The organism is Nonomuraea sp. bgisy101 (genome assembly GCF_057708945.1).
On sequence record NZ_JBYITD010000033.1, the window covers coordinates 55,515 to 74,418 of the forward strand.

Genomic DNA, 18,904 nt, shown 5'->3' on the forward strand with positions numbered 1-18,904 from the left:
AACGCCATGAGCACTGACTTCGCGCTCCCCGAGGCGCTGTCCGCACACGAGCCGCCGGAGGCGAGGGGGGTGGCGCGCGACGCCGTACGGCTGATGGTGTCCGACGCGGAGGGCGACTCCCACCGCACCTTCGCGGATCTGCCCTCACTTCTGGCGCCCGGCGACCTGGTGGTGGTCAACAACTCCGCCACCCTGCCCGCGGCCGTCAGGCTCGACCGGCTGGCCGTGCACTTCTCCACCGCGCGCGAGGACGGCACGTGGCTGGTGGAGCTGCGCCGCCTGTCCTTCGAGCCCTACGCGGGAGGCGCGCCAGGTGAGTGGCTGCCGCTGCCCGGTGGCGCGACGCTGCGTCTGGTCGCGCGGGAGACGCCCCGCCTCTGGCGGGCCACCCTCGACCGCGACGTCGAGAAGTACCTGATGTCGTACGGCGTGCCGATCCGGTACTCGTACGTCGACAAGGACTGGCCCCTCGCCGACTACCAGACGGTGTTCGCGACGGTGCCGGGCAGCGCCGAGATGCCGAGCGCGGCACGGCCGTTCACGACCTCGCTGGTGACCGAGCTGGTGGCGCGCGGCGTCAGGGTCGCGCCCGTCACCCTGCACACCGGCGTCGCCTCCGTGGAGAAGGACGAACCCCCCTATGCCGAGCGCTTCGCCGTACCCGAGACGACCGCTCATCTGGTGAACCTGACCCGTTCGGAGGGCGGCAGGATCATCGCGGCCGGCACCACGGTCGTGCGCGCCCTGGAGACCGCGGTGTGCTCCGACGGGCTGGTGCACGCGGCCTCAGGCTGGACCGACCACATCGTCACACCCGCGAAGGGCGTCACGTCGGTCAGCGGCCTCATCACCGGTCTGCACGAGCCGCGCTCGACGCATCTCATGATGCTGACGGCGATCGCGGGAGAGGAGACGTTGGCACGTTCCTACGCGGCGGCCCTGCAAGAGGGCTACTTGTGGCATGAATTCGGGGATTCGCACCTACTCCTCTCCCATAAAAGGTAGATCTTTCCTGGCCAAACGTGATAAAAATCTGCGGTCTTAACGGGGGCTCATAAACCTGGGCATCCTCGTCCTCTTCCTCATCGGAGACGTGAATGCGCCGCATCGCTTCTTTCATGCTCGCCGCCCCGCTGGCGGGCGCTCTTGCCTTCACCGCCGCGCCCGTTTCGGCCGCACCCACGGCACCTGTCGCCGCTGTCGCGGCCGCGAAGTCGGCCGCCGACCCGTTCTCCGTCTTCGACGTCAAGCTCACCGCGACCAAGAAGGCGAAGGCGGGCGGCAAGATCCGCTACACGATCACCGCCGTCAACACCGGACCGCACGAGGCGACCGCTGGCACCTGGTTCGTGGGCGGTCTGTTCCCCAAGGGCGTCGACCTGCGCAAGATCAGCTACCGGACCAGCGTGGACGACACGGCCTGCGAGCTGATCAAGCGTGAGCTGTTCTGCGTCCTTCCCGCCACGGTGAAGAAGGGCGAGTCGATCGCCATGGTCTTCGACGCCAAACTGACGAAGAAGGCAGCGGGTTCGCAGAAGGCCGTTCTCGGCGTCGTTTCCTACAACGTCGAGACCGGCATGGAGAACCTCAGCAAGGAGGAGCTCGACCGCCTGGGCGTTCCCGGATTCGGTTACGTCAAGAGCGCCACGACGAAGGTCGTTCGCTGACCTTTCAACCGACGCCCGCTCTCGCCTCGTCGAGAGCGGGCGTTCTCGTATCCGGGGTCGGGCGTTCCCGGCACCGCCGGACCCGTCGGGCTCAGGTGAGGGCGGGAGCAGGGGTGTGGCGGGGCAGAGGCAGGCGGCCCGTGGCGGAGGCGACGGCCGCCTCGGCCAGGCCCGCGAGCTCCTTCCTGTCCGCGGCGTTCACCGGCGGCAGGATGGTGACCTCGACGACGAGGTTCCGCACCGCGATCACCCGCAGCAGGGAGGCGGCCAGCGTGTCGTCCCCGACGTACGCGGGAGCGGTGGTCCTCGGCCCTTCGGCCTCCCTGTAGGCGATGGCGACGGGCGTGACGCTCACGCCCGCGTCCACCGCCGCCTGGAAGACCGCGGGCCTGAACGTCCCACTCCCCCTGCCGCACCAGGTCGTCCCCTCAGGGAAGGCGGCGACCGTCTCGCCGGACCGCAGCGCGTCCGCGATCCTGGCCACCGCGCCCGGCAGTTCGAGCAGCGAGTCGCGGGCGATGGGCAGCGCGCCTGACCCGGTGGCCAGGCCGCCGACCACCGGCCACGTGGACACCTCGCTCTTGGCGACCAGCCTGCACGGCAGCGCGGCGGCGACCACCAGCGGGTCGAGCCACGAGATGTGGTTGGCCACGACCAGCCGTGCCCCCTGCGCGGGATCCGTCTCCTCCGACGGCGTCTCCTCCGCGGACGGCACGGCGCCCGCGAAGAACGCGAACCCCTGTCGCACCTCCACCTTGACGCCCAGCGCCCTGAGCAGCGCGCGCGACCACGCCAGCGTCACGCGTCGCCGTGCCGTACCCCTGACCAGGCGGGCCAGCGGCACGCCTGCGAGCACCACCAGGACGGCGGCGAGCCCGCGCAGCACCTTGCGCAGCACGCCCGCGGCCCGCATCGGCACGTCCACGCATCTGGTGGTCGTGCAGGGCGAGGTCGGGAACCACGGGCTCATGACGGGTCCTTGAGGAAGTGCCGCAGGTAGCGCTGGTCCACCCGGTCCATCGACAGCAGCACGAGGAAGTCCGCGCACCCGAACGCCGGGTCGTAGGCGGGTTCTCCGCAGATCCACGCGCCGAGCCTGAGGTAGCCGCGCAGCAGCGGCGGCATCACGAACGTCGGCGAGCCCTCGCCGAGATCCGTCCACGGCAGCAGCGGCTTGACCCGGTACTCCTCGGGAGCGAGCGGCGCCCTGTCCATGATGGCGGCGGCGTCCTCCAGCGGCACCGAGCAACAGCCGACGAGCCAGCCGTACCCGCCTTCGGTCATGTAGCGGGCGATCCCCGCCCACATCAGCCCGATGACCGAGCCCGCGCGATGATCGGGATGCACGCAGGAGCGCCCGACCTCGACCAGGTCGTCGCGCAGATGAGACAGGGCCGCCAGATCGAACTCGGTGTCCGAGTAGAGGCGGTCCTTCCGCTTCGGAGGCAGCAGGCGGTAGGTGCCGACCACCTCGTCGCCGGAGCGGACGAGCAGATGGTCGCAGTAGGTGTCGAAGGGGTCGGTGTCCAACCCCGTGACAGGCGAGTCGAGCCGCGCGCCGAGCTCCTCGGCGAACACGCGATAGCGCAGGCGCTGGGCGGCCTGGAGATCAGCGGGCGTGCGGGCCAGTCCCACGGTGTAGCGGTGCATGTACCTATGAAGGCAGCCCATGATGGCCACACGCCCAAGGTCAGCCGTCCGAATGGTGAACCTCGATGCCGAGCATCCTGCCGGTGCCAGTAGCGTGGCCTGATGTGGACCAGCGCACGCTCCTGATCACTCTCACCGGGCCCGACCGGCCCGGTGTCACCTCGCGGCTCTTCTCGGTTCTCTCGGGCTTCCCCGTGACCGTGGCCGACATCGAGCAGGTCGTCATCCGCGGCCGCCTCACCCTCGGCGTCCTCGTCGCCTACTCCGGAGGCCCATCGACGGGCACGGGCGGCACGATCGGCGCCCTCTGGACCGCGGCCGAGCGGGTCGCCGAAGACCTCGGCATGGAGATCGACCTCGCCACCGGCTCCATGACCAAGGAAAAGCGCCGCCGTGGCCGCCTGTCGGTGAGCGTGCTCGGCGCCGCCCTGCCGCCGGCCGCGATCGGCGGCATCGCCGGACGGATCGCCGCCGCGGGCGCGAACATCGACCGTATCGAGCGCCTCGCCCAGTGGCCGGTTACCTGCATCGAGCTGTCGGTCTCCGGCGCCGACCCCGACGCCCTGCGGGTGGAGCTGGCCGCCGAGGCCGCCGCCCAGCAGGTCGACGTGGCCGTGCAGCGCTCAGGACTGTCCCGCAGGGCCAAGCGCCTGATCGTCATGGACGTCGACTCCACGCTCATCCAGGGCGAGGTCATCGAGCTGCTCGCCGCCCACGCGGGCTGCCTCGACGAGGTCGCCAAGGTGACCGAGGAGGCGATGCGCGGCGAGCTCGACTTCGCCGAGTCGCTGCGCCGCAGGGTCAAGCTCCTGGCGGGCCTGCCGGAGGAGACCTTCCGCAAGGTCCGCGACGAGGTCGTGCTCACCCCAGGCGCGCGCACGCTGGTACGGACGCTGAAGCGGCTCGACTACAAGTTCGCCATCGTCAGCGGCGGCTTCACCCAGATCACCGACGCCCTGGTGCACGACCTCGGCATCGACTACTCGGCGGCCAACACGCTCGAGGTCGTCGACGGCAAGCTGACCGGCGGGGTCGTCGGCGAGATCGTCGACCGTCCCGGCAAGGCGCGCGCCCTGGAGCGGTTCGCCCGCGAGGCGATGGTGCCGATCAGCCAGACCGTCGCCATCGGCGACGGCGCCAACGACCTCGACATGATCGCCGCCGCTGGTCTCGGCGTCGCCTTCAACGCCAAACCCGTCGTACGGCAGGCCGCCGACACCGCGGTCAACACGCCCTACCTCGACTCGATCCTCTACCTGCTCGGCATCTCCCGCGACGAGATCGAGGCCGCCGACGCCGAGGACCAGACCCCGGCCTGACCCTCGGACGCTGACGCGGAGTCGTCCATCGCGGCCCTGTCGGGGCGCCGCGGCCACCGCGAGCAGGCGATCACCCGGTGACGTCGGCGGTCAGGCGCAGCGCGTCGGCCGTCAGCGTCCGCAGCGCCGGATGCGCCGTGGCCGCGTGGCGCAGCTGCCGCCTGACCGCCATGTCGTCCGTGGCGGACGCCTCCTCGATGAGCGCGTCCACCCGCTCGGCCATCTCGGCGAGGCTGGCGTCCAGCTCGTCCGTCTCCGGGGGCGCCTTCTCGTGCCGTACGGCATGAGCCACCGCCTCCATCCTGTCGGCCACGGCGTCGAGCACGGCGACGGTCGCGTCCGTACCGTCGGGGGCGCCCCTCATGACCGCCCCCAGCAGGATCGCGTCGTCCCGCAGCTTGCGGGCGTCGGTCACCGCCTGCCGTAGCCGCTCGGACGCCCGGCCGCCTGGCTCCTTGTCCACCTTGTCGAGCGACTCGTCCAGCCGGTCGGCCGCCTGGCCTGCCGCCTCCGTTCGCTGCTGCAGCTCGTCCAGGCCGCGCCCGGCCAGCGTGCGCACCATGCGCGCGTGCTCCCTCAGCAGGTCGACCACGCGGCCCCTGAGCCTGCTCTGCTCGCCCCTCGGCCACAGCAGCCTGGCCGCCAGCAGGGCGAGCACGCCACCGCCGATCGTGAGCAGCACCCTCGCCCCCGCCGCGCCCCAGTCGAGCGTGATGGAGAAGTCGGACAGCATGAGCGTGAGCGGCGTCGCGACCACCGACCAGTAGGCGTAGCTGACCTCGCGCAGCGCGAACCCCACCGTCGCGAACGCCCACACGACCACCACCAGCGTCGCGTGCCCGGGAACGGCCGCCAGCAGCAGCGCGGCCATCGAGGAGCCGATCACCGTGCCCGCCACCCGCAGGGCCACCCTGTCGATCGTGTCACCGTAGCTGGGGCGCAGCGCCACCAGCACCGTGAACACCAGCCACCTGCCGTAGTGCTCGTGCAGGCCGACCACGAGCGCCACCGAGATCGCGACGGCGATGCCCGACCTGATCGCATGAGCGGTGGCGTCGTTGCTGAGCGAGGGCGCCTGCAAGGTCAGGTGCGGCAGCGTCGTCGGCGCCCGCAGGCCCTCGGTGGCCTGCACCGACACGGCCCTGACCGCCAGCCCGACACGGTCCAGGCACTTGCGGATCTGGGCGAGGATCGCCCGCTGGACGGGGGTCAGCCGATCGCGCGCGTCCGCCACCCGCTCCGCGAAGTGCGCCACCGACGCCAGCGCCGCCTTGATGTCGGGCCTGCCTCCGGGAAGGGCCACTACCCGCAGCGCCTTGGAGAGCGCGACGACCGCCTCGTCCAGCTCCGGCGGGGTCGCCTCCGCCTCCAGTGCCTGGGCGCGCAACGACCGCAGCGCGACGCTCTCGTGGAAGATCCTGGTCAGCGACGACACGAACGCGTCGGGCGAGTGGTCGCTGTCCTCAGGACTGTGGAAGGCGGCCGCGGCGGTCTCCGCCTCCGCCAGCGCGTCCGCCGCCCGCCGGCGGAGCTGCGCCCACTCCTCCTCCGGCTCGTCGAACCCGTCCAGCAGGTCGGCCATCGCCGTACTCGCCGTCGCCAGCGCCTGCTTCAGCGGGTCGAGCCTGCGCACCGGCCACAGCGCCAGGGTGATCGCGCAGTACAGGATCCCGCCGAGCCCCATCAGCAACGGAGGGACGGCACCCGGGGCCAGGCCGCTGAAGAACCCTGCCACCACCGCCAGCACCGGCGGCAACCCGATCATCTTCCACTGCGCGCCCGCCGCCGCGGCCAGCCCCACGCCCAGCACGGCGTACCACTCGTTCAGCGCCAGGAAGCAACCGAGCCAGAAGCCCACCATCAGCAGCGGCACCGTGCGGAACAGGGTCTTGGCCCGTTCCCCGTACGGCTGGCCGTAGGAGTCGCCGAAGGCGGTGAAATAGGCGCCGAGCGCGACGACCGCGCCCTCGCGTGGCCGCCCGGCCAGCGCGCCCACCGCCAGCGGAAGCGCCACCGCCACGCCGCACAGCAGGCCGTACCGCCAAGGGGGCTTCGCGGGCAGCGACAGGAACCCGTCGCGCAGCGTGGCGATCGCCCCCCGCATCCGATCCCCCGGTTCAGTGCTCCTTGGGATCCCAGTGTGTGACCAGGCGTCCCTCCCCTGGCCACAGGTCTACCCACGGGGCATCGACCTCGACCACGGCGAACGCGCCGGGCTTGAAGGTGAAGTCGCCGCCGGTCAGGCTCATCGCCATCTCGTGCACGGAGGGATTGTGCCCGCACAGGACCAGCGTCTCGACGTCGGGGTCGAGGCGACGGATCAGCTCGTAGAGGTCCTCGGGGTAGGCCTCGTAGATGTCCTGCTCGAAGCTGGTCTCGACCGTGGGGAAGGCCAGCTCGGCCGTCCTGCTGGTACGGCGGGACGGCGAGCACAGGACCAGCTCGGGAGCCAGGCCGAGCGCCTTGACCGCCTCGCCCGCTCTGACGGCGTCGCGCTCACCCCTGTCGGTGAGGGGACGCTCCCGGTCGGCCAGCCCGGGGACGTGGGCGGCTTTGGCGTGCCGCAGCACGATCAGCGTGCGCACGCGCTCAGCCCCCGCTCGACGCCCACACGGCCAGACCGGCGATGACCGCGAGGATCGCCAGCATGGCGAGCAGGATGATCACCAGCGTCTTCGCGCCGGAATTGGCAGGCTCTCCCATGCCCCACAGTCTTCCACCTGGCAGCGCCGCCCCGGTAAACGCCCTTCCCCCTCATGGGCCCGTTTTCCGGCCTCTCCCTCGCGCATCCACCCGACGTTCGCGACTCGCACCAAACCCCACCATCCCCACTCGATGCCCTCCCAATGACTCAACCCCCGCCCGCACGTCCCTCCACGCGGGGTGCAGGGAGCGCATGCGACGGCGCCCGGACATGCGGACGGCCCGCGCCAACGGGTGGCGCGGGCCGTACGGGAAAGCAGGTCAGGAGGAGGTGACGGACTCGGGCGCCCTGTCGCTCTTCTCCGTGGGCGCGACGCTGACCGAGCGACGCTTGGAGACGATGATCGCCGCGACCACGACGATCACGGCGACCGCGGTGACGCCCACCCGGAGGACGGCGTTGTCCGCGTAGACGACCACGGCCGGTGCGATCAGCAGCGCCACCAGGTTCATCACCTTGATCAGCGGGTTGATCGCGGGACCGGCCGTGTCCTTGAACGGGTCGCCGACGGTGTCGCCGATGACGGTCGCCGCGTGCGCCTCGGAGCCCTTGCCGCCGTGGTGCCCGTCCTCGACCAGCTTCTTCGCGTTGTCCCACGCGCCACCGGAGTTCGCGAGGAAGACGGCCATCAGCGTGCCGCACGCGATCGCGCCCGCCAGGAACGCGCCCAGCGGCGCGTATCCGAAGGCGAAGCCGACCGCGATCGGCGTCATCACGGCGAGCAGGCCTGGCGTGGCCAGCTCGCGCAGCGAGTCGCGGGTGCAGATGTCGACCACGCGGCCGTACTCGGGCTTGACCGTGCCGTCCATGATGCCCGGGTTGTTGCGGAACTGGTCGCGCACCTCGAACACCACGCGCATCGCCGCCCTGCCCACGGCCATGATCGCCAGGCCGGCGAACAGGAACACGACCGCGGCGCCGATGACCAGGCCGACGAGGACGTTCGGCTGGTCGATGCCGAGGTTGAAGGTCTGGAACGCGCCGAGCGCGCTCTTGACCGACGCGCCGGCCGACGCCAGCTCGCCCTCGACGGCGGTGCGGAACGCGCCGAACAGCGCTGTCGCCGCCAGCACGGCCGTGGCGATCGCGATGCCCTTGGTGATCGCCTTGGTGGTGTTGCCGACCGCGTCGAGGCTGGTCAGGACGCGGGCACCCTCGCCGTCCACGTCGCCGGACATCTCGGCGATGCCCTGCGCGTTGTCGGAGACGGGGCCGAAGGTGTCCATGGAGACGATGACGCCGACCGTGGTCAGCAGGCCGGTGCCCGCGAGGGCGACCGCGAACAGCGCGATCGTCACGTTCCCGAAGCCGAGCAGGAACGCGCCGTAGACCGCGCCGCCGATGATCAACGCCGAGTAGACCGCCGACTCGAGGCCGACGCTGATGCCCGACAGGATGACGGTGGCGGGGCCGGTCAGTGAGCTCTCGCCGATCTCCTTCACCGGGCGCCTGTTGGTCTCGGTGAAGTAGCCGGTGAGGATCTGGATGGCGCTGGCCAGCACGAGACCGATCAGCACGGCGCCGATGGCGATGATCCGCGGGTCGGCGGTGGACTGCACGGACGCGCCCGACAGCTCGCTGAAGCTGGCCGGCAGGTACCAGTACGCCGCGGCCGCCACCAGCACCGCGGAGATCGCCGCGGAGATGAAGAAGCTCCGGTTGATGGCCGCCATGCCGTTGCGGTCCTTGTCGCGCAGGCCGGTGACGAAGATGCCGATGATGGCGGTGACGACACCGATCATCGGGACGATGAGCGGGAAGATCAGGCCCTGCTCGCCGAAGGCGACCTTGCCCAGGATGAGGCTGGCCACCAGCATGACCGCGTAGGACTCGAACAGGTCGGCCGCCATGCCCGCGCAGTCGCCGACGTTGTCGCCCACGTTGTCGGCGATCGTCGCCGCGTTGCGCGGGTCGTCCTCGGGGATGCCCTGCTCGACCTTGCCGACCAGGTCGGCGCCGACGTCGGCGGCCTTGGTGAAGATGCCGCCGCCGACACGCATGAACATCGCCAGCAGCGCCGCGCCGAAGCCGAAGCCCTCGAGCACGCCGGGGGCGTCACCCTGGTAGATCAGGACGACGACGGCGGCGCCGAGCAGGCCCAGGCCGACGGTGAACATGCCCGCCACGCCGCCGGTGCGGAAGGCGATGCGCATCGCCCTCTTCTCACCCGACGTGCGGGCGGCGGCGGCGACGCGGACGTTTCCACGTACGGCCAGCCACATGCCCATGAAGCCGGTCAACGCGGAGAAGCCCGCGCCGACCACGAAGAAAATGGAGCGCCCGATCTTCACATCGGTCGCTCCGGGAAGGAACCACAGCACGATCGGAATCAGGATCACGAAGATCGCGAGGGTCCTGAACTGACGGGTCAGATACGCCGCCGCGCCTTCTTGTACGGCGCGTGCGATGTTCTGCATTCGTTCGGTGCCCTGGTCGGCGGCCAGGACCTCGCGCACGAGGCCGCCGGCCACGGCCAGCGCGATCAAGGCCACCGCGGCGACCACGACGACGATGGTGAGATTGTTTCCGCTCAGGGACAGCGCTGAGGCTGGCTCGGCGGCCAGATAGAGGCTAGACATCCGTTCTCCTCGGCAAGACGGGTACGTCCTGCCCGGACGGCGCTGTGATATGCGGCGGGCGGTTCCAGCGGCGTCCGGGTTATGGGCTGCCGCTTCCGGTTGAGTCCCGCTGTTGTGCCGGATCACCTTGGCCGGTGCCGGGAGTCTACGCAGGGGTTCCGCGGATATGAAGGCTCTTGGGGTCGCCAATTATCGGCGCGTCGACTAAGTCCCTGACAGTGGGCCGATTTGGTATTGACAGGGAAGAATTTCCCGCGCGTTACGGCTGCCGCAGGGTGCTAATTAAGGTCAGACCGAAATGTCGGTGCGCGGCGCGTCACGAAGCCCGGCCCCGTGCGCTGGAGCGGCGTCTCCCTGGAGGGACGCCGGCCCCGCGCGGCGGGTGGGGCCGGACCGGCTTGCCGTACGGGATGGCGGGCGCGGCGCGGTGCCGATCCGCCGCGCCAGCCCACGACGAACACCGCCCACACGGCGGTGACCTGCGGCGCGATCCTCCCGCGACGCCCGCCATCGGCGGGCGGGACGGGCGGCTAGACCAGGCGCGCGTTGGTGGGGGCGGGCCAGCTCATGCGGATGCGCATGCCCTTGGGGCTGGGAAACACCTCCACGTCGTCGGCCAGGCCCGCGATCACCGCGATGCCGAAGCCGGACATGAAGGAATCGGACAGTGCCCCGAGGTCGAGGGGCTGCTCCTGCTTGATCTCGTCACTCGGAGCCTGGTCGCTGACTGTGACCTCGAAGCGCCCCGAGTCGTCCTTGAGCTCGATCCGGATCGGCTCCCCCGGGCAGTGGGCGCGATGCGCCTCCACGGCCCGGGAACAAGCCTCTCCGACGGCGAGCCTGACCTCGTCAAGGAGCGACTCCTCCACGCCGGTGCGACGGGCGATCGCCGTGGCGACCAACCGCGCGGTCCGCACGTGCGCGGGAAGAGCGCTGAACGTCAGCTCGACGGTAGCCATGACTACTTGTCTCGGCCGTGAGCTTCCTTGGCCTCGTCGACCGAAGCGTAGATGCCGAAGACCTTGGTCAGGCCCGTGATCCTGAAGATCTTCAGGATGCGCTCCTGCGTGCACACCAGCTCGAGGGAGCCATCGTGCGCCCGAACCCGCTTGAGCCCGCCGACCAGGACGCCCAGTCCCGTCGAGTCCAGGAAGTCGACCTTCTCCATGTTCACGAGAAGGTGGTAGCTCCCCTTGTTCACCAGGTCGATCAGAAGCTCACGCAGCCTTGGCGCGGTGTAGACATCGATCTCACCCTCGACCTCAACGATGGTGAGTCGGTCGTCCTGGTGGTGATCCAACTTCAGATCCACAGATCCTCCAGCGCCTCGCCTGCGAAAGTACCCTTGCGGGCCTGGCAGTGTGGAACTGCCCGACCCCGACGCGCGGCATTCAACCACGGTCGCTGCTTGTGTCTATACGAAATCACGATTCCCGGCCACTTTGCCCATGGATGTCAGACTGGAAACCAGTGAGTTCCTCCGCTTCCTCCCCACACCGAGTCGGTCCACTCCTCCATCACCTGCTCGGCGTTCCCGCGCGCCGCGAGCGCGTCACCCACGTGGAGCACGTTCCCGCACGTCAAGCGGGTAATGTTCGCTGGCCGGAGTGGGTCCATGACCTTCTGATTACGCGCTTGGCGAACCAGGGGATCGCGGGACTTTGGTCGCACCAATATGAGGCTGCGGACCTGGCCCGGCGTGGCCGAAACGTGATCATTTCCACAGGCACGGCGTCGGGCAAGTCGCTCGCCTACCTCACTCCCGCGGTCACGGCCGCCCTCGAAGGCGGCACGATCCTCTACCTCACCCCCACCAAGGCGCTGGCGGCCGACCAGCTGCGCGGGCTGAGGGAACTGCGGATCGCCCAGCTCCGCGCGGCGACCTTCGACGGCGACACGCCGTTCGAGGAGCGCGCCTGGGTGCGCCAGCACGCCAACTACGTCCTGACCAATCCCGACATGTTGCACCGCGCACTGCTACCTCAGCATTCACGCTGGTCGTCGTTCCTGCGGCGGCTGCGGATGGTCGTCGTGGACGAGTGCCACGGGTACCGCGGGGTCTTCGGCTCCCACGTGGCACAGATCCTGCGCAGGCTGCGCAGAGTGTGCTCCCGGTACGGCACGGCCCCGGTGTTCGTGCTGGCGTCGGCCACCGCGAGCGAGCCCGCGGCGTTCGGGATGCGGCTGACGGGGCTTGAGATGGACGAGGTGACGTCCGACGCCTCACCGAAGGGTGCGACCACCTTCGCGCTCTGGGAACCGCCCCTGACCGACCTGCGGGGCGAGAGAGGGGCGCCGGTACGGCGGACCGCCACCGCCGAGACGGCCGACCTGCTGGCGGATCTGGTGCTCGCCGAGGTCCGGACGCTCGCCTTCGTCCGGTCACGCCGGGGCGCGGAGACGGTGGCGCTGACGGCGCGGTCCCGACTGGAGGACGTCGCCTTCAGCACCCCCCGCCACTTCGCCCACACCTTCCCCGTGCCGACTTCCTCCCCCGCACCCCCGTCACAAGACCCCGCCGCACCCGCCTCGCCCCCCGTGTCCTCGCCCGGGTCACCCGAACCCGCGCCACCCGCACCCGCGGCCGCCTCGCAGGGGCCCGCCGCACCCGCGCCCGTCTTGCACGAGCCCACCGTCCCCGCGCCCGCCCCGGAGGAGCCCGATGTCATCGGGCCCGCCTCGCAGGGGCCCGCCGTCCCCGCACCCGCCCCGGAGGGGCCCGATGTTCCCGGGCCCGCCTCACAGGGGCCCGATGTTCCCGGGCCCGCCTCGCAGGGGCCCGATGTTCCCGGGCCCGCCTCGCAGGGGCCCGATGTTCCCGGGCCCGCCTCGCAGGGGCCCGCCGTCCCCACGCCCGAGCCGGCGGAGGAGTCGGCCGAGCTGAAGACCGGTCTCACGGATCTCGCCAACCGGATCGCCGCCTACCGGGCCGGGTACCTCTCGGAGGATCGCAGGATCCTGGAGAAGGCCCTCCGCAGTGGCGAGCTCCTCGGCCTGGCCACCACCAACGCTCTCGAACTCGGCGTCGACGTCTCCGGCCTCGACGCCGTCCTCATCGCGGGCTGGCCCGGCACCAGGGCCTCCCTCTGGCAGCAGGCCGGCAGGGCGGGACGCGCGGGCCAGGACGCGCTCGCCGTCCTCATCGCCCGCGACGACCCGCTCGACACCTATCTCGTCCACCACCCCGAGGCGTTGTTCGGCCGCCCGGTGGAGGCGATCGTGCTCGACCCCGACAACCCCTACGTCCTGGGCCCGCACCTGTGCGCCGCCGCCGCCGAGATCCCCCTCACCGACGACGACCTCCCGCTCTTCGGCCCGACCGCCGAGGGACTGGCGGCCGACCTCGTGGAGCAGGGCATGCTCCGCCGGCGCCCCGCCGGATATTTCTGGACCCGCCGCGAACGCGCCACCGACCTCGCTGACATCCGCGGCTCGGGCGGCGCGCCGGTCCAGGTCGTCGAGTCGTCCACCGGCCGCCTGCTCGGCACCGTCGACGAACCCTCCGCGCACGCCACCGTCCACACCGGCGCCGTGTACCTGCACCAGGGCGAGACCTTCCTCGTCGAACTCCTCGACCTGGAGGCGGGCGTCGCCCTGGTGTCGTCCGCCGAGCCCGAATACAGCACGTTCGCCCGCGACGTCACGGACATCTCCGTGCTGTCCACCCTCCGCTCCCACGACCTCGGTACGGCCCGCCTGAACTTCGGCGAGGTCGAGGTCACCCGGCAGGTCGTCTCCTACCTCAAACGCCGTCTCCAGAGCGGTGAGATGCTCGGCGACGAACCGCTCGACCTGCCCCCGCGCACGCTGCGCACCCGCGCCGTCTGGTGGACGCTTCCAGCCTCCCAGGTGGCCCCGCTGGCCGAGGAGGGCATCGACCTCGGCGGCGCGGCACACGCGGCCGAGCACGCCTCCATCGGGCTCCTCCCGCTGTTCGCCACCTGCGACCGCTGGGACATCGGCGGCGTCTCCACCGAACTGCACGCCGACACGGGACTGCTGACGGTGTTCGTGTACGACGGGCACGAGGGTGGAGCGGGGTTCGCCGAACGCGGCTACGCCCGCGCCACCGACTGGCTCACCGCCACCCGCGAGGCGATCGCGTCGTGTGAGTGCGAGCGGGGCTGCCCCTCATGCATCCAGTCGCCCAAGTGCGGCAACGGCAACGAGCCCCTCGACAAGGCCGGCGCCATCCGCCTCCTCGACACCCTCCTCACCACCCCGCCGCCCCCCGCCTCCGCGCCCACCGCCGCACCCGCCCCTGCGCCCTCCGCCGCACCCGCCCCCCGCTCCACATCCGGCTCCGTCTCCCCCAGCGCACCCAGCTCCACGCCGGACCCCTCGGACTCGACTCCCCCACCCCACTAGCGCATTCCCCCGCTCCCACCCCGGCGGAGCCACCACAACACCCGCCTGACCATCCCAGCCGGCCCAGGTCTCCTCCCAACGCCGTTCCGCCCACCGCGCACCCCCTCAACGCGGTACGGCCCGCGTCCCACTCTGGGGACGCGGGCCGTACCGGAAGGCGGGCCGAACCAGTAGGCGGGCTAACCGGAGGCGGGCCGAACCCGGAAAGCGGGCCGAACCGGAAGGCGGGCCGAACCAGTAGGCGGGCTAACCGGAGGCGGGCCGAACCCGGAAAGCGGGCCGAACCGGAAGGCAGGCTGAACCGGAAGGCGGGCTAACCGGAGGCGGGCCGAACCCGGAAAGCGGGCCGAACCGGAAGGCAGGCTGAACCGGAAGGCGGGCCGAACCCGGAAGGCGGGCTAACCGGAGGCGAGCCTAACCCGGAAGGCGGGCTAACCGGACGGCGGCCCGAACCGGAAGGAAGTCAGCTCTCGCCGCCCAGGTGCCGGCGTCCGATGTACGCGGCCTCGTCATCGTCCGCCGCCCAGAAGTCGCCCGCGCCAGGCTGCGGACGCTCCCAGAACCCGCTGTCCTCCATCGAGCGAGGCGCCGGCGGCAGGTAGTCGTCCCAGCGGTCCTCGATCCGCACCGCCGCCGGCAGTACCGGAGGGATCTCGGGCTCGGGCGCCACGGTCGTCACCGCCGAACTGGGCAGCGCGAGCCTGATCGGCTCGGGCCGTACCGCGGGCTCGGACGTCTTGGCCTCCTCCGCGCTCATGTACAGCGGCAGGCGCAGCCCCGCACTCTCAGGTCCCGGCTGCTCGGGAACGTGCGGCTGCGGCTTGCGGGTCTTGGCCACCGCCAGCACGACGGCGGGACGGCGCGGCGCGGTCGCGGTGGGCGGGATGCTGTCGCCGGGCTGCGACGTGTCGGCCGTCGGCGGCGCGGGCGCGGTGGCGGGCCCGCCACCGGCGGAAGCGAGCGCCCGCCTGCGAGCCCACGCGCCGCCGTGCGCGGCCAGCAGCAGGAGGAGAAGCCCGCCCGCCACATAGATGCCGTACTGTCCGATGTTCCCGATCGGCGACTGCGACGACTGTGCCCTGACACTGGTGTCGACGGCCTCCGCCTCGGGCTTCTTCGCCGCCTCGTCCTCGCCGGCCGGCACCAGGGTCTCGTCGTCGGACGTCTTGGGCTTGGCGGTGGGGAGCCGGTACTCGCCCTTCTTGTCCGTCTCCGTGGCGGGCAACGCCGGCATCTTGCTCACGCTCTTCGGGACGGTCTGCTGCGGTTTGACCGTCGGCGTCACCCGCTTCTTCGGCGGGATCGACGGCAACGACGCCACGCTCTTCCGCGTGTTCTTGGCCTGCTGGTCGCTCTGTGCCTGCTTGGTCTGCGCCGCCTTCGGCTGCGCGGGCGGCGCCGGCGCGGGGATCGTCACGTACGCCGCGCTCGAGTTGGCCGAGCCGAGCATCCCGCCTTCGCCGTCGCTCCTGAAGGCCTTGACCGTGAAGCCCACCTGCTGGCCTGCGGCCTTGCCCGGTACGGCGAGCGTCGCCTTGCACGAGCCGCCCGAACACGCGCTGTCGGCCGACACCTTGCCCACCGAGCCCGACTGGCTGGTGGAGATCTCGTAGGACTGGAGGTCGGGCTCGGACCCCTTGCTCCACGTCACGACGATCTTGTCATCGCCGGACAGCGCGGCGGCCACGCCCGACGGGGGCTCCGCGGGGATCGCCTGCCGTAACGTCGAGGTGTTCTCGTCCCACTTGCCGCCGAGCAGCTTGCCCTTCTGGACCAGCCGGATCTGAAAGCTGCCGTTGGCGTGCTCGGCGGGGTTCCACGTGTAGGTGACGCGCTGGTTGCCCTTGGCGACCTCGGTGCCGTCGACGTACAGGACGGCGTCGAAGGCCAGGTCGACGGTGCCCTGAATGGTGACCGGCGCGTTCGTCGTCACCCGTGACGGCATGTCGATATCCGCTCGCGCCTGCGCCGGCGTCGCCACGCCGAACACCGCGACGCCGATCACGATCGGCATCACCACGCCTGCGGCCATCAGCCTGCGAACTGCCGTCACGACGCTTCCCCTTCATCGAGAGCCTCGCACCGCCCGACCCCTCGCCCCCGACGAGCGACCAAACGGCGACCGGAAGTGCCAGTTCCTCGAATCCGCAACCGTCAGCCTCGACGGTGTCGTGCAGCCTAGCGACAAAGGTCCGCGAGATTACAGACCTCGACACCAGACGGCATGGACCGAAGTAAGCGCGACCTTATGTGAGAATTCCCGCTCTTGGACACGTCGTCTAAGAAGTCGTGATTCGATTGCGACATTGCCCTCTCAAGCCCCTTCCATCCCATAACGTCAGCCGAGGCCGTCCGTCGCGGAGACGAACCCCTCGACCTCGCGCTCAGGTACCTCCCTCCCGGATTCCTTGCACAACCCGTCCAGCGCGAACAGCCGGAAGATGAGGGCCCGTACCAGCAACTGGCGGAAGTCGTCGCCTCCGTCGGCCAAGCCGATCAGCTCCGGCCCCGCCTCCCACCACAACAACCCGTCGGCCACCGCGATGGCCTCGCCGTACGCGGCGGGTCGCCAATATGGCGAGAAATCGATGACCGCGGGATCTGACCCGTCAGCGAAAAGCACGTTGCCGGCTAAATCCCCGTGAATGATCTGATGTGGCGCGTCAACCGGCCGCCTCATCGCCGCCAACCTCGCCAACGGCTCTCTCAGTACGGCGAGCGGCTCAACCGTCACCTCCTCCCACGCCACCCGATCGGCCACGGCCCACGGATGCGAACGCCGATCGAGGAACGCCGGCCTGGGCGTCCCGCGCAGCGCCTCGTGCAGGGCTCTGCCCGCCGCGAGCAACTCGGGCCATCGGCCTATCGGACCGGCTCGCCCGCACAGGAACTCGGCGGCCGACCAGCCATCGACCACGTGATCTCCTGAGGGGGAGGCGAGCGGACGCGGCACCCTGAACCCGTCCCCGGCCAGCCGCGCGAGAACATTCGCGGACCACTCGGCCTCCTCACGGTCGTCCACAGGCTTGAGGACGGCATCCCCGACCCGCACGCTCCGCCCTTCACCCCCCGGAAGCGGGACAGGATCGCCCCCTAGCCCGAAGCCATCGAGGACCGAACGGGGCGGTAGAACGAGCACCATGCCAGCCTCCTGTCGATCGCGGCGGCCGACCCACCCTGCGCCAGTGGCCCATCCCACCCCGCCATCCTTCCGACCCACCATGCACAGCGGCACCCGCCGTCCTACCGAACGCGCCGACCCACCCACCCTGCGCGGTGACCGCCCCAGCTCGCCATCCTTCCGACCCACCCTGCACAGCGGCACCCGCCGTCCTGCCGAACGCGCCGACCCACCCACCCTGCGCGGTGGCCGCCCCTCCCGCCACCACCGATCCCTGTGCTTGATCCCACCCCGCCATCCTGCTGAGCCACGCATCGGCACCGCATCCGCATTTCCGCCACGCCGTGCCCTTCAACCCTCCGGTAGCCCGGCGTTCTGAATCCACGGCCCCTTCGGCACGGGCGCCCGGGTGAGCACAAAGATGTATGCCGCGCTGGGTCCGCGGGAGGAGGTGATCCGAGCTGCCGGCCGGAAGAATCGAATCATGACAATCGCCCTGTTGCTGACCCTCGCCGCACTGGCGATCGTCGACAGCACGAGCTTCGGCACTCTGGGGATCCCCGTCTTCCTGCTGCTGTCCTCGCAACGGTCGCAGGTCTCGCGCCTGATGATCTATCTCGCCACGGTCGCGATCTTCTACTTCCTGGTCGGCGTAGCGCTCATGCTGGGCCTGTCCACGCTGCTGGAGAGCTTCGGTGACGTGCTGCACAGCCGTGGCGCCTACATGGTCCAGCTCGCCCTCGGCGTCGGCCTGTTCGCGCTGAGCTTCCGGTTCGACCCCAAACGGCGCAAGAAGCTCGGCAAGCCCGAGCACCGCTTCGAACCACGCGTGGGCGGGCCCCGGGCGATGGTGACGTTGGGCCTCACCGCGGGGCTGCTCGAGGTGGCGACCATGGTGCCGTACCTCGCCGCCATCGGGATCATGACGACGTCGAAGCTGACCGCGACGCAGTGGGTGCCGTTGCTCGTGGCATATGTCCTCATCATGATCTTGCCGCCTCTGGTGCTCATCGGGCTTCGTGGCGTCGCACGAGGCTGGCTGGAGCCCAAGCTTGAGCGGTTACGCGCCTGGATGGCCAAGCACTCGGCATCGGCCGTCAGTTGGGCGCTCGCCATCGTCGGCTTCCTCCTGGCTCGCGATGCCGCGGTGTACCTGTTCTTCCGCTGAGTTCCGCAACCGCCTTCTCCCTGAGATCCCGGCCCACCCGGCTTCCTGACATCCCGGCCCACCCCGCTTCCTGACATCCCGATTCGCCCCGCGACTGATTCCAGCCACCCCGCCAGCATGTAGCGCGCACCGCCGCTGAATCCCGGCCGGCCCTCCAGCGTCCGCCCCGCCCAGACTCCGACACCGACCACGCGACAGCCGGCTCACCCGACCGCTGACGTCCTGGACCGACCATCGGAATCCGCCCCGCCCTCCAGCGCCCGGCCCGCCCAGACTCCGACACCGACCACCCGACAGCCGGCTCACCCGACCGCTGACGTCCTGGACC

The 18,904-nt window shown here is 70.7% G+C and carries 14 protein-coding genes and 2 pseudogenes; 7 read left to right on the forward strand and 9 right to left on the reverse strand.

Features of this window, described 5'->3' with window-relative positions:
- Window positions 1–6 precede the first annotated feature (6 nt).
- Window positions 7–1,005 (forward strand): S-adenosylmethionine:tRNA ribosyltransferase-isomerase, encoded by a 999-nt coding sequence (locus AC3EO4_RS43350; RefSeq protein ID WP_431901533.1) that lies wholly within the window; start codon window positions 7–9, stop codon window positions 1,003–1,005.
- A 92-nt stretch (window positions 1,006–1,097) separates the two neighbouring features.
- Complete coding sequence (locus AC3EO4_RS43355; RefSeq protein WP_379578075.1) at window positions 1,098–1,667, forward strand: hypothetical protein; 570 nt, start codon at window positions 1,098–1,100, stop codon at window positions 1,665–1,667.
- Window positions 1,668–1,758: 91 nt separating this feature from the next.
- Here the strand turns inward: AC3EO4_RS43355 and AC3EO4_RS43360 are convergent, their stop codons facing one another.
- Both AC3EO4_RS43360 and AC3EO4_RS43365 read right to left on the reverse strand, forming a co-directional pair.
- Entirely contained in the window at window positions 1,759–2,637 is an 879-nt protein-coding gene (locus AC3EO4_RS43360) for a lysophospholipid acyltransferase family protein (RefSeq protein WP_379578077.1), read from the reverse strand.
- Window positions 2,634–3,317 carry a GNAT family N-acetyltransferase gene (locus AC3EO4_RS43365; RefSeq protein ID WP_379578079.1) on the reverse strand — a complete coding sequence of 228 codons (684 nt, stop codon included), beginning with the start codon at window positions 3,315–3,317 and terminating at the stop codon, window positions 2,634–2,636. The genes AC3EO4_RS43360 and AC3EO4_RS43365 overlap by 4 nt, the downstream gene beginning before the upstream one ends.
- Window positions 3,318–3,421: 104 nt before the next feature.
- Here AC3EO4_RS43365 and serB point away from each other — a divergent pair, with 104 nt between their 5' ends.
- Entirely contained in the window at window positions 3,422–4,636 is a 1,215-nt protein-coding gene (gene serB / locus AC3EO4_RS43370; protein WP_379578081.1) for a phosphoserine phosphatase SerB, read from the forward strand.
- A 70-nt stretch (window positions 4,637–4,706) separates the two neighbouring features.
- Here the strand turns inward: serB and AC3EO4_RS43375 are convergent, their stop codons facing one another.
- From AC3EO4_RS43375 to AC3EO4_RS43395, 5 genes are all read right to left on the reverse strand, one after another.
- A complete protein-coding gene (locus AC3EO4_RS43375; protein WP_379578083.1) occupies window positions 4,707–6,740 on the reverse strand; it encodes an FUSC family protein in 2,034 nt (677 codons plus the stop codon).
- 13 nt (window positions 6,741–6,753) lie between these two features.
- Window positions 6,754–7,221 (reverse strand): SixA phosphatase family protein, encoded by a 468-nt coding sequence (locus tag AC3EO4_RS43380; protein WP_379578085.1) that lies wholly within the window; start codon window positions 7,219–7,221, stop codon window positions 6,754–6,756.
- A gap of 379 nt (window positions 7,222–7,600) precedes the next feature.
- The gene (locus AC3EO4_RS43385) at window positions 7,601–9,919 is read right to left on the reverse strand and encodes a sodium-translocating pyrophosphatase (protein WP_431901538.1); all 2,319 of its coding nucleotides are present in this window, start codon (window positions 9,917–9,919) and stop codon (window positions 7,601–7,603) included.
- 530 nt (window positions 9,920–10,449) lie between these two features.
- Window positions 10,450–10,878, reverse strand: coding sequence for an ATP-binding protein (locus AC3EO4_RS43390; protein WP_358128899.1), 429 nt, complete (start codon window positions 10,876–10,878; stop codon window positions 10,450–10,452).
- Window positions 10,879–10,880: 2 nt separating this feature from the next.
- Entirely contained in the window at window positions 10,881–11,231 is a 351-nt protein-coding gene (locus tag AC3EO4_RS43395) for an STAS domain-containing protein (RefSeq protein ID WP_183652283.1), read from the reverse strand.
- 140 nt (window positions 11,232–11,371) lie between these two features.
- On the opposite strand from AC3EO4_RS43395, the pseudogene AC3EO4_RS43400 reads away from it, so the two are divergent.
- The 3 genes and pseudogenes from AC3EO4_RS43400 to AC3EO4_RS43410 all read left to right on the forward strand — a co-directional run.
- Window positions 11,372–12,022 (forward strand): annotated as a pseudogene (locus AC3EO4_RS43400) (DEAD/DEAH box helicase); the annotation flags it as partial.
- Between the two features lie 149 nt (window positions 12,023–12,171).
- Window positions 12,172–12,708: pseudogene (locus AC3EO4_RS43405) on the forward strand (hypothetical protein); the annotation flags it as partial.
- A 124-nt stretch (window positions 12,709–12,832) separates the two neighbouring features.
- Entirely contained in the window at window positions 12,833–14,287 is a 1,455-nt protein-coding gene (locus tag AC3EO4_RS43410; RefSeq protein WP_431901611.1) for a Zn-binding domain-containing protein, read from the forward strand.
- A 463-nt stretch (window positions 14,288–14,750) separates the two neighbouring features.
- Here AC3EO4_RS43410 and AC3EO4_RS43415 read toward each other — a convergent pair whose 3' ends face one another.
- Both AC3EO4_RS43415 and AC3EO4_RS43420 read right to left on the reverse strand, forming a co-directional pair.
- Complete coding sequence (locus tag AC3EO4_RS43415; RefSeq protein ID WP_431901540.1) at window positions 14,751–16,340, reverse strand: fibronectin type III domain-containing protein; 1,590 nt, start codon at window positions 16,338–16,340, stop codon at window positions 14,751–14,753.
- Between the two features lie 285 nt (window positions 16,341–16,625).
- The gene (locus AC3EO4_RS43420; RefSeq protein ID WP_431901542.1) at window positions 16,626–17,339 is read right to left on the reverse strand and encodes a hypothetical protein; all 714 of its coding nucleotides are present in this window, start codon (window positions 17,337–17,339) and stop codon (window positions 16,626–16,628) included.
- A 553-nt stretch (window positions 17,340–17,892) separates the two neighbouring features.
- On the opposite strand from AC3EO4_RS43420, the gene AC3EO4_RS43425 reads away from it, so the two are divergent.
- Window positions 17,893–18,576, forward strand: coding sequence for a GAP family protein (locus AC3EO4_RS43425; RefSeq protein ID WP_379578093.1), 684 nt, complete (start codon window positions 17,893–17,895; stop codon window positions 18,574–18,576).
- Window positions 18,577–18,904: the final 328 nt, after the last annotated feature.

Bases quoted from the DNA above. Each gene is read 5' to 3' on its own strand.
- AC3EO4_RS43350 (WP_431901533.1), top strand. From the start codon at position 7: ATGAGCACTGACTTCGCGCTCCCCGAGGCGCTGTCCGCACACGAGCCG.
- AC3EO4_RS43355 (WP_379578075.1), top strand. From the start codon at position 1,098: ATGCGCCGCATCGCTTCTTTCATGCTCGCCGCCCCGCTGGCGGGCGCT.
- AC3EO4_RS43360 (WP_379578077.1), bottom strand. From the start codon at position 2,637: ATGAGCCCGTGGTTCCCGACCTCGCCCTGCACGACCACCAGATGCGTG.
- AC3EO4_RS43365 (WP_379578079.1), bottom strand. From the start codon at position 3,317: ATGCACCGCTACACCGTGGGACTGGCCCGCACGCCCGCTGATCTCCAG.
- AC3EO4_RS43375 (WP_379578083.1), bottom strand. From the start codon at position 6,740: ATGCGGGGGGCGATCGCCACGCTGCGCGACGGGTTCCTGTCGCTGCCC.
- AC3EO4_RS43385 (WP_431901538.1), bottom strand. From the start codon at position 9,919: ATGTCTAGCCTCTATCTGGCCGCCGAGCCAGCCTCAGCGCTGTCCCTG.
- AC3EO4_RS43390 (WP_358128899.1), bottom strand. From the start codon at position 10,878: ATGGCTACCGTCGAGCTGACGTTCAGCGCTCTTCCCGCGCACGTGCGG.
- AC3EO4_RS43425 (WP_379578093.1), top strand. From the start codon at position 17,893: ATGACAATCGCCCTGTTGCTGACCCTCGCCGCACTGGCGATCGTCGAC.